The organism is Cupriavidus sp. YAF13 (genome assembly GCF_052113425.1).
Taxonomy (GTDB): Bacteria; Pseudomonadota; Gammaproteobacteria; order Burkholderiales; family Burkholderiaceae; genus Cupriavidus.
Genome location: NZ_JBFRDD010000135.1, coordinates 1 through 1,703, shown reverse-complemented (window position 1 = coordinate 1,703; position 1,703 = coordinate 1). Strand labels below are relative to the sequence as shown.

Below are 1,703 nucleotides of genomic sequence, written 5' to 3'. Positions count from 1 at the left end.
CTCAGGGGCGTGGCCACCAAGTACTTGCCGAACTACCTGGCTTGGCAACGGCTGATGAGCTGGAACAAGGAAGGCGTTTCCGCCGACGATGTCATCGCGTCAGCTCTCGGCAAGCAGGTCATCAACGTTTAATCTGAACAGCGCCATTGTTTCAGACATGGACTGTTCCAGGCTAATTCCTACGCTATTTTCGGCGTCGTAAGTCTTCATCCTCCATCGCCCCCTGTCATCTTTATTGAAGCCGAAAAATACAAAGACGGCGTTTTGAAGGCAATTATCGTAATCCGGCTTACCCTCGCATCTGTCGTGCCCCGGAAGGTAACCTCGACGCTTGATTTTAACGGTTACGTATTCACCATCCTGGCGCGCATCACCCTTCGACATTGGCATCAATGTCGGTGCTCTTAACGACGCCACGCACATGTCATTCATCCCGCGGGTCCAATACGTTTCTTTCAAATTACGAAATTCTTTTTCGGTAGACGAAAGCACCTGATCATTTTCGTTGCTAAATTTAAATAAACTGCAGTCCTTATACGCCGCATCGAAATTTACATCAGTCAACGCACGATTATTACCTACCCCCCCCGCCATAACATTGCCAGAAATTGAAAAATTGCACACAGACAAAGAAAATGAAAAAATTATTATTCTGATGCACCTTCCTGATAACAATCTAGTCATGAAATTCATTTTTTTAAGTAAAATATTGAATCGACCAAAAATAAGAACATTATTTATAGCCGACGAAAGGATCACGACAGGGGAGATTTCAGGACTACACCTTCTCCCATATCGTTATACATACCCCCACTCCCTGCTTCGGATAAATTATCTTTTTTCACAAAAATCGTCTCAGCGGATGAGTTATCTATATTTCGGCAGACGGGTTATACACCGCTTCGGGACATTTTCTTCATAGTAAGTGCTAATTAGCCTCTTTCTTTTTTTATCAACCTTCAGGTTGATAAATTGATCCCCGCAGGCCGGGAGCCATTCTACGAATGTGGATTTATCACTTGAATATAGAAAAACCCTATGAATTGTATAAACACCCATCCCTTCATCAACAGACCAAATTGAAAAACCTTTCCGGTTGTCGAAGCTATAATCATCAATAACGACATGAATTGGCTTTTCCGTTTCAACGGGAATTACTCCATGATGAACTCCATTTTTAGGGCCCACAACATCGAAGGTTACTGAATTAACGCCAACCCTTAAAGCCGCCTTTGTATCGGAAGTCGGCGCGAATTTTATTGTCGAAGTTTCTGCAAAAATTCCGCAAGAAATAAAAGTCAAGGAAACGAGTAGAAATTTAGCGGTAGTGCACATAGTCATCAAGTCATGTCTTTCATATTAGGCCGAATACTGGAGCGACCAGAAGGGGAAATTACCTGACCATAGGTATTCGAAACATCGTCAGTGAGCTTGTTTAACATAAAAACCGTATACGCCTGCCTTTCATCGTATCCATTCCCCCCACCATTTACGAGGCGGTTTATTAATCCTGTGTTTTCGGCCGAGTAGGGACGGTCGGCCACTCTATTTATGTGGCGCTGTTCAGATTAAACGTTGATGACCTGCTTGCCGAGAGCTGACGCGATGACATCGTCGGCGGAAACGCCTTCCTTGTTCCAGCTCATCAGCCGTTGCCAAGCCAGGTAGTTCGGCAAGTACTTGGTGGCCACGCCCCTGAGTTG

The 1,703-nt window shown here is 44.6% G+C and carries 2 protein-coding genes and 2 pseudogenes; 1 reads left to right on the top strand and 3 read right to left on the bottom strand.

From position 1 onward, the window contains the following. Positions 1 to 132 (top strand): annotated as a pseudogene (locus tag AB4061_RS40480) (IS1595-like element ISCARN29 family transposase); the annotation flags it as partial. Here the strand turns inward: AB4061_RS40480 and AB4061_RS40475 are convergent. From AB4061_RS40475 to AB4061_RS40465, 3 genes and pseudogenes are all read right to left on the bottom strand, one after another. Further along, positions 100 to 684, bottom strand: coding sequence for a hypothetical protein (locus AB4061_RS40475; RefSeq protein ID WP_441641644.1), 585 nt, complete (start codon positions 682 to 684; stop codon positions 100 to 102). The pseudogene AB4061_RS40480 and the gene AB4061_RS40475 sit on opposite strands and share 33 nt — an antisense overlap. Positions 685 to 867: 183 nt before the next feature. After that, a complete protein-coding gene (locus AB4061_RS40470) occupies positions 868 to 1,335 on the bottom strand; it encodes a hypothetical protein (RefSeq protein WP_441641643.1) in 468 nt (155 codons plus the stop codon). A gap of 233 nt (positions 1,336 to 1,568) precedes the next feature. Beyond that, positions 1,569 to 1,703: pseudogene (locus AB4061_RS40465) on the bottom strand (IS1595-like element ISCARN29 family transposase); the annotation flags it as partial.